The organism is Roseburia sp. AM16-25 (assembly GCF_003473825.1).
Classification (GTDB): Bacteria; Bacillota; Clostridia; order Lachnospirales; family Lachnospiraceae; genus Pararoseburia; species Pararoseburia lenta.
This window is the reverse complement of record NZ_QUCW01000008.1, coordinates 22,510-30,363: the sequence shown is the minus strand read 5'-3', so window position 1 is coordinate 30,363 and position 7,854 is coordinate 22,510. Positions and strand designations below refer to the sequence as shown.

At 40.5% G+C, this 7,854-nt stretch carries 7 protein-coding genes; 5 read left to right on the top strand and 2 right to left on the bottom strand.

The features are described from left to right. Nucleotides 1-1,136 (top strand): glycine--tRNA ligase (locus DW183_RS12220; protein ID WP_147403383.1); only part of this gene is annotated, 1,136 nt, incomplete at its 5' end. Here the strand turns inward: DW183_RS12220 and DW183_RS12215 are convergent. Continuing rightward, the gene (locus tag DW183_RS12215; RefSeq protein WP_118282664.1) at nt 1,109-1,981 is read right to left on the bottom strand and encodes a PocR ligand-binding domain-containing protein; all 873 of its coding nucleotides are present in this window, start codon (nt 1,979-1,981) and stop codon (nt 1,109-1,111) included. The genes DW183_RS12220 and DW183_RS12215 overlap by 28 nt on opposite strands. Nucleotides 1,982-2,094: 113 nt before the next feature. Between DW183_RS12215 and DW183_RS12210 the strand changes: the two genes are divergently transcribed. From DW183_RS12210 to DW183_RS12195, 4 genes are read left to right on the top strand one after another with little or no spacing between them, the layout of a single operon-like run. Further along, nucleotides 2,095-2,961, top strand: a complete 867-nt coding sequence (locus tag DW183_RS12210) for a class II fructose-bisphosphate aldolase (protein ID WP_118282661.1) — start codon at nt 2,095-2,097, stop codon at nt 2,959-2,961. Between the two features lie 43 nt (nt 2,962-3,004). Next, nucleotides 3,005-4,411 (top strand): L-fucose/L-arabinose isomerase family protein, encoded by a 1,407-nt coding sequence (locus DW183_RS12205; protein WP_118282659.1) that lies wholly within the window; start codon nt 3,005-3,007, stop codon nt 4,409-4,411. A gap of 23 nt (nt 4,412-4,434) precedes the next feature. After that, on the top strand, nt 4,435-5,952 hold the full coding sequence (locus tag DW183_RS12200) for an FGGY-family carbohydrate kinase (RefSeq protein WP_118282656.1): 1,518 nt from the start codon (nt 4,435-4,437) through the stop codon (nt 5,950-5,952). 32 nt (nt 5,953-5,984) lie between these two features. Continuing rightward, the gene (locus DW183_RS12195; protein WP_118282654.1) at nt 5,985-6,947 is read left to right on the top strand and encodes an aldose 1-epimerase family protein; all 963 of its coding nucleotides are present in this window, start codon (nt 5,985-5,987) and stop codon (nt 6,945-6,947) included. A 37-nt stretch (nt 6,948-6,984) separates the two neighbouring features. Here the strand turns inward: DW183_RS12195 and DW183_RS12190 are convergent, their stop codons facing one another. Continuing rightward, nucleotides 6,985-7,791, bottom strand: coding sequence for a helix-turn-helix transcriptional regulator (locus DW183_RS12190; protein WP_118282652.1), 807 nt, complete (start codon nt 7,789-7,791; stop codon nt 6,985-6,987). Nucleotides 7,792-7,854: the final 63 nt, after the last annotated feature.

Below are 7,854 nucleotides of genomic sequence, written 5' to 3'. Positions count from 1 at the left end.
TCTATAGGACTCAACCGTTTTTGTATAGGGGTAGGTGTCACATCAATTGTAACCCTACACAGGAAAATGATATTACACTTGAGACTTCTGTAGACGGCTGGAGCGCAGAGGAAATGATGGGATTCATCAAGGAACATAGCGTTCCATGTCCTACTTGTGGTAAGCATGACTTTACAGATATTCGTCAGTTTAACCTGATGTTTAAGTCTTTCATGGGTGTAACCGAAGATGCCAAAAATACAGTATATCTTCGTCCAGAGACAGCACAGGGTATTTTTGTAAACTTTAAGAATGTACAGCGTACATCAAGAAAGAAATTACCATTTGGTATCGGTCAGGTAGGTAAATCATTCCGTAATGAAATTACACCGGGTAACTTTATTTTCCGTACCAGAGAGTTTGAGCAGATGGAACTTGAATTCTTCTGTGAGCCAGGAACAGACCTGGAATGGTTCCAGTATTGGAGAGGCTTCTGCCGCGACTGGTTACTTTCTCTTGGTATGAAAGAAGAAGAATTACGTCTGCGTGATCATGATCCGGCAGAACTTGCATTCTATTCTAAGGGAACGACAGATATCGAATTCTTATTCCCATTTGGATGGGGCGAACTCTGGGGAATCGCAGATCGTACCGATTATGATCTGACACAGCATCAGAACACATCAGGTCAGGATCTGACATACTTTGATGATACAAAGGGTGAGCGTTATGTGCCATATGTTATCGAGCCTTCTCTTGGTGCAGACCGTGTGCTTTTAGCATTCCTTTGTGCAGCATATGATGAAGAAAACATTGGAACAGAAGAGAAGCCGGATATGCGTACCGTACTTCACTTCCATCCAGCACTTGCACCAGTTAAGATTGGTGTGCTTCCACTTTCTAAGAAATTAAATGAAGGTGCAGAAAGCGTTTACGCACAGCTGGCCAAGAAGTATAACTGTGAATTTGACGACAGAGGTAACATTGGTAAGCGTTATCGTCGTCAGGATGAAATCGGAACACCATTCTGTGTTACATATGATTTCGATTCTGAGGAAGATGGTGCTGTTACCGTTCGTGACCGTGATACCATGGAGCAGGAGCGTGTTAAGATCGAAGATCTGGATGCTTACTTTGCTAAGAAATTTGAGTGGTAATTGGATTGTTCTTTCCGATATTTCCCAGCGGAAGTACCAAAGTATTTCTTGAAAATACGACAAAAATAATTATAATCATTAAAACCAACCCTGTCTGATATTTCGTGAACGGACAGGGTTGTTTCTTTTAAAAGTCGTTTGGCCTCTGCCAAACGTAATCCCCGAATGTGTTCTGCAATACCATTTTGCATATATTTATTACATGATTCATAGAGCTTATTTTTGCTAATATGAAATTCTTTTGTCAGTCTTTCGATTGACAGATCCTCCGCCAAATGTGCCAACAGAAAACAATCCAGATTTTGTACAAAATTTTGACGTTGCAGGGATACCATGTCCCGAAACAATACATAGAGAGTACATGCTTCAAGGATTCTGACCGTGGCTTGGATTTGTTCCGAACTTTTGTATACCATGTTAAAAATAGGATCCGAATCGCAAAAAGTATGAGAGGTATAGGAGTGTAGGTAGAGACGGAGGGAAGAAATGAGTTTGTCATGATCCGGGTTTTCCGTGAATTGCCCAATCATGATATAGCCAATGATTTGTCCATTGTCAATGAGTGGTGCCGTAGTTTCTAATAATCCAGCATGACAATGAAAGATTTCTAAGGTCTGTGTCTGCTGACATCGCGCAAAAGAATTTCGATTGCTTTGCATACAATTAGCATTGCCTTTTTTATAAGAGCGTATCTTGGCGCAAAAGGCGCAATGTTCCTTTGGATAAGACAGAATCTCATATCCATCCAAGTCGAAAAGGGCGATTTTGATATTCGTAAGTAAATAAAAATTTTTCATAAGATCTAACAAAGCATCCTTGTTAAGATTTAAAGTCAACATATCCATTTATAGCATTTCTCCAAAACAAATTTACAGTTTTTAAGTACATCATACACTATTTCTTTTTAATGTCAAAGTCTATGATGCAGTATATAAATATGGATAAAGGAGTGATGGAAATGTTAGTAACGTTAAAGGAAATCTTGGAAATTGCAGAGAAGAAAAAGATTGCGATTGGATCATTTAATGCTTCCGGGCTAGAAGCGATTGAAGCAGAACTGGCTGCAGCAGAAGAATTGCAACTTCCAATTATTATCCAGTTTGCACAGTGCCATGAACCATGGGTACCATTGGATACGATAGGACCAATTATGGTACATATGGCAAAAAGGGCAAGCATACCGGTTTGTGTACATTTAGATCATGGAGAAACACTGGAATATCTGGCAAAGGCACTTGAAATTGGTTTTACCGGTATTATGTATGATGGGTCTGTCCTCTCATATGAAGAAAATCTTGCGAATACAAAAAAGGCAGTTGCAATGGCAAGAAAATATGGGGCTGGCGTAGAAGCAGAACTTGGCTCTATGGGAAGGAGGGAGTCGGGAAGTGGAGACCATAGTGGTGAAGAAGATGAAACTAAAATTTATACAGACTCGGAACAGGCTTCTTCCTTTGTGACGGAGACAGGAATCGATGCGCTGGCATGTTCTTTTGGTACGACCCATGGTATTTATCTATGTGAGCCAAGATTGGATTTTGATGTGGTCAGAAATGTTAGAAGAAAGTGTGGTAATATTCCCATCGTTATGCACGGTGGTTCGGGAGTTAGCACAGAAGATTATCATAAGGCAGTAGAAGCCGGTGTAAGAAAGATTAATTATTTTACTTATATGGACAAGGCAGGTGGAAACGCTGTTGCAGATTATCTTGCTAAGCAGGAGAAAAAGGAACCCATCTTTTTTTCATCTATGTACATGGTGGCAAGAGAAGCAATGAAAGAAAATGTACAGAGTGCTATGCAGACGTTTGCATTAGTAAAATAGCCGTTGGATAGAAAATAGAGATTAGGAAAGGACGGAAAGAAAAATGAATAAGAAAATGACATTTGCACTTGCTTTTTGTAATAGGGGATTTATGCCGGGAGAACTGATTTACGGTGCAAGAGAGGATATGATCCAGGCAGTGACAGAAGCAGGATATGATTATATAGCGATGGATGCAGAGCTGACGAGATATGGTGGAATTGAAACCAGAGAGGAGGGTGCTATGTATGCAAAGTGGCTAAAAAAACATGAGGGAGAGTATGATGGTGTCATCTTTTCTATGCCAATTTTTGCAGACGAGAATGGTGCGATTACAGCTCTGCAGGATGCAGGCGTTCCAATTTTGATGCAGGCATATCCGGATGAAATAGGGAAAATGGATTTTGCACATCGACGTGATGCTTTTTGTGGTAAGTTTTCTGTGACAGATGTTTTTACGCAGTATCAGGTGCCATTTACAGTGCTAAAGCCTCATGTTGTGCATCCATTGTCACCAAAGTTTCAAGAAAATCTGCGGGATTTTGCAGCTATTTGTCGCGTTGTCAATGGCATGAAACGTTTTACTATTGGTTGCATAGGTGCTCGAACAACTGCTTTTAAGACGACGAGGTTTGATGAAGTGGGGTTACAGAAGAATGGTATTACGGTGGAATCGTTCGATCTGTCAGAATTAATCTTTAAAGTAAATGCACTGTCTGATCAGGACGATGCTGTTTTGACGAAAAAAGCACATTTGATGCAGTACGCAGATTTTAGTGGTGTTCCGGAGAAAAACAGGAACATTTTGGCAAAGATTTCTGTTGTCATTGACTCGTATATTGAATGCTATCATCTGGATGCGCTGGCCATTCGTTGTTGGAACGAAATGGAAACAATCCTTCGTGTGTGCCCTTGTGTTCTGTTATCGGAATTGAACGACAGAGGTATTGTGACTTCTTGCGAGATTGATCTGACGTCCGCCATTTCTATGCGTGCTATGGCATTGGCAAGTGAAGAACCAACTGCAGTTCTAGATTGGAATAATAATTATGGGGATGATGAAAATAAAGTGATTTTATTCCATTGCGGATCGACAGCGCAGGGGCTTATGACAGAAAAGGGTAAGGTCACAGAGCATAAAATGTTCGCAAAGGAGGATCCGGGTTCTGGCTGGGGAACGAATGAAGGAAGAATCCGCCCAATGAAGACAACAATTTCAAATTGTCTGACAGTGGATGGTAAGATTGTGATTTATGCCAGTGAAGCAGAGTTTACGGATGATCCAATTGAAGATGCGTATTTTGGCTGTGCAGGTGTGTGTAAAATGGAAAATATGCAGGACAAGATGATACGACTTGCAAGGGGAGGTTTCAAACATCATACTTGCGTTGGTGTTGGACATATGAAAGAAATTTTAAAAGAAGCATTTACGACGTATTTAGGCTATGAGTGGGTAGATATTGATGCATAAAAGTACTTGGCGAGGTGAAGAAGATGAAAATTGCTGGACTTGATATTGGCACAACCGGATGTAAATGTACGGTTTTTGATGAAAGGGGCAAGTATCTGGATCATGCTTATCAGGATTACCCGGTAAAGCGAAGTATGTCAGGCCATGAAATTGATATGTGGGTACTTCGGGATGCAGTTTTACATGTCGTTTCTGAGATGGCATTCAGATATCCGGATATTATGGGTCTGGGGGTGACATCTTTTGGAGAAACGTTTGTACTGACAGATGAAAAAGGAAATCCTTTGGATGTCGCTATGCTCTATACAGACCCAAGAGGGAAAGAAGAGTGTCAGGAACTGATAGAAAAGCTAGGAGATATGCACATTGCTGAAATTACAGGATTACGTCCTCATGAGATGTATGGTATCTGTAAACTGATGTGGATGAAAAAGCATAAGCCAGAGATTTATCATGCTGCCAAGCATATGTTTCAGGTGGAAGATTTTATTGTCTTTGTGTTAAGCGGCGTGGCGCAGATTGACTATTCGCTTGCAACTCGTTCTATGGTATTAGATGTGACTCATCTTAGTTGGAGTGATGAGATTATACGTGCAGCAGATGTAGATAAAAAACTATTTTCCAAGGTTGTGCCGACAGGAACACCAGCAGGAAAAATAAAAAAGCAGATGGCAGAACGAACAGGTTTGTGCGAAAATACGATAATTGTGTCAGTGTCGCAGGATCAGGTGGCAGCAGCAATCGGTGCCGGAGCGTTTACCTCAGATGTTGCGGTGGACGGTGCAGGAACGGTGGAATGTATGACACCTATTTTTGATACCAGACCAGATATAAAAGAATTGTACAAGGGATATTTTGCGACAGTTCCGTATGTCGTTCCTGGTAAGTATGTGACTTATGCATTTTCATATACAGGGGGAGCCTTGACACAATGGTGTACAAAAACCTTGGCAAAGCAGGAAATCATAGAGGCAAAAGAACAGAATAAAACAGTAAATCTGTTATTGGAAGAAAAATATGCCGCCAAAATGAAAAAAATGGGATTTGCAGAGGATGAACCAAGTGGTCTTTTAGTGTTGCCCCATTTTGCAGGGGCGGCCACACCCTATATGGATACCGGTTCCAAGGGGGCTGTGATAGGGTTGACTACCGATACGACTGTGGAAGAGATTTATATGGGATGTCTGGAAGGCGTTTGTTATGAGATGTTCCAAACCTATCAATATTTGAAAACAACAGGTATTTGTTATAAAAGGTTTCATGCAACAGGCGGAGGCGCGCATTCAGCTGTCTGGATGCAGATGAAGGCAGATGTATTAAATGTTCCTTTTGTGGCACTTAACACGGTAGATGCTGGAACCGTGGGCTGCGCCATGATGACGGGGATTGCCATAGGAATATTTCGTGACTTGGAGGATGCAGCACAGCATATGGTAGAAAAAACAAAGACTTATGAACCACGAAAGGAACAGCATGAAAAATACATGGCACATTTTGCAAGATATGAAAAATTGTATGATGCTATCCGACCGTTGGTATAAATGCATGGTGTGAAGAAGAGGAGGAGAGAATAATGAATCCATATATAGGTCATAGAAGTCAGGTCTGTGGTGTAGAAGAGCATCGGCTTGTTGGAGCAAAAGGTGATGGTATGCGCCTTTATGAAGCATACAATGGAAAAGGAATAGAATTGACGGTGTCTCCTGATCGTGGTGGAGATATTACGAGATTACGTTTTCGGGGCATACAGATGAATTATATGAGTCCTTGTGGCTATGTAGCCCCAGCCTACTATGATGCTATAGGAGATCACTGGCTTCAATCTTTTACAGCAGGATTTTTGACAACATGTGGATTGCAGGGTGTAGGTACTCCCTGTTGTGATGAAGGAGAAGAAATTCCTTTGCATGGAAGTATTGCAAATCAACCCTGCGCGCAGTCTTATGTGACAGAGAATGAAGAAGAAATTTGTTTGCATCTGGTGACATACGACGAAACAATCTTTGGCAGAAAACTAGCATTAAGAAGGGAAATTTGTTTGTCTAAGACAGAGAATACATTTACAATTTCTGATGAAATTGAAAATACAGGGGATCAGGAAATACCATTTGAAATATTATATCATATGAATATGGGATACCCGCTATTGGATGAAGACAGTGAACTGGTAATTCCTTCGGTAGAAGTAAGACCAAGAAATGAACATGCAAAAGATGATATCGAACATTGGATGCAGATGGAAAAGCCAACAGCAGGCTATCAGGAACGCTGTTACTATCACCGGTTTGCAGATGCGCGTGGAATGGCAACCATTTATCAACCGAAACTGAAAACAAGACTTAGTATATCTTTTGATGCAAATGAACTGGATGGTTTTGTGGAATGGAAAATGATGGGGGTACGGGATTACGTGCTGGGTTTAGAATGCGGAAATTGTTATCCTGATGGAAGAGATGTTATGCGTAATACAGGTATGTTAAAGTTTATAAAGCCGGGTGAAAAAAAGAGATATCAGGTAAAAGTGACACTTGAATAGAAGAAGATAAGGGAGATCCGTTTGATAGGATTCTCCCTTATTTTTTTGGAGAAATTTTTTCTATAGGAGAAGTGGAAAAATCTCTACGATATTCTGTAGGTGTTTTGCCGGTGGAAGCTTTGAATATTTCGGTAAAATGACTAGGGGAGGAAAAAGCAAGATAGGATGCGATTTCGGTGATACGATAGTCTGAGTAACGAAGTAGGTTTCTGGCACGATGAATGCGTTCTTCGGTAATGTATTGGTTTAAAGTAATTCCCTCTGCATGGTGAAAGGTACGAGACAGATGCCCGGAGGTAACCCCGAGATAGGAGGCAATATCTGTTAATTTTATGTCGCCATGTAGGTGCTGATAAATATATTCTTTGGTGGCTTTGACTAACGGATGATATTGTCTTTCCCGGTATTGCTTCATTAAATCACTGATTTTAGCAAGACCGGCATAGGCGCATTGTAATAATTCAGGATAGGAATTGGTTTCTTCACACATGAGAATACATACATCTGCAGCAGTAAGTACAAGTTCATTATCAACCAGACGATCTCGGGCTGCCCAATTGGAAACAGCTGTTATGAGGCCTATAAATAGGTTTTTCTTGGAACGAAGATCGTTGACAGCCAATCTGCCTGGATGATAATCAACTGTGACAGTGCTTAAGGCATCAATCATACTATCAATATCATTTTCTTTTAGACAATCGTAGATCCAGTTTCCCCATTCTACACTATTATGAAGATAACTATGTTCTTGTCGTTCAAAAACCAAAGCTTCGTATCTTTTCTCAAAAGAAGCCTGATATTGATTTAAATAGGTTTTGCTAAGGGTGATTTTCTCTCTTTCCATTGTATTACTCCGTGTATTCACTAAAAATCTTTGTATAATGTGAAAAAAATTATATTTATATCA

Coding starts and splice junctions, on each gene's coding strand:
- DW183_RS12210 (WP_118282661.1), top strand. CDS start 2,095: ATGTTAGTAACGTTAAAGGAAATCTTGGAAATTGCAGAGAAGAAAAAG.
- DW183_RS12215 (WP_118282664.1), bottom strand. CDS start 1,981: ATGGATATGTTGACTTTAAATCTTAACAAGGATGCTTTGTTAGATCTT.
- DW183_RS12200 (WP_118282656.1), top strand. CDS start 4,435: ATGAAAATTGCTGGACTTGATATTGGCACAACCGGATGTAAATGTACG.
- DW183_RS12195 (WP_118282654.1), top strand. CDS start 5,985: ATGAATCCATATATAGGTCATAGAAGTCAGGTCTGTGGTGTAGAAGAG.
- DW183_RS12190 (WP_118282652.1), bottom strand. CDS start 7,791: ATGGAAAGAGAGAAAATCACCCTTAGCAAAACCTATTTAAATCAATAT.
- DW183_RS12205 (WP_118282659.1), top strand. CDS start 3,005: ATGAATAAGAAAATGACATTTGCACTTGCTTTTTGTAATAGGGGATTT.